The sequence below is a fragment of the Psychroserpens jangbogonensis genome (genome assembly GCF_000797465.1).
GTDB classification, from domain to species: Bacteria; Bacteroidota; Bacteroidia; order Flavobacteriales; family Flavobacteriaceae; genus Psychroserpens; species Psychroserpens jangbogonensis.
Map to the genome: position 1 here is coordinate 1 of NZ_JSWG01000029.1, position 272 is coordinate 272.

1 protein-coding gene is annotated in these 272 nt (G+C 36.8%); it reads right to left on the bottom strand.

Going from position 1 to position 272, the window contains the following annotated elements:
* Window positions 1–272: hypothetical protein (locus RH81_RS17080; RefSeq protein ID WP_033962417.1), on the bottom strand; the 272-nt coding region annotated here is incomplete at both ends.

Consider the following 272-nt stretch of genomic DNA (forward strand, 5'->3'; position numbering starts at 1 on the left):
CTAATATCTCTGAATCTTTACTGCTCAAATCAAACTGTGCAAAACCATCATTATTCGTGTCACATATCACATAGTCATCTAGGTCTACTGGAACTACGGGTGATGGTAATACGCGGATAATTAAACTCACTGATGTATTGAAACATCCTGTAACTGTATTCTCAGCACGGATGTAAATCACCTGCTCATCCATTACAATATTTGTATAAAGACTAACTAGTGCATTTAAATCCATATCTGCATCACTCTGCGTTTCATGGTAAGTAATCGCA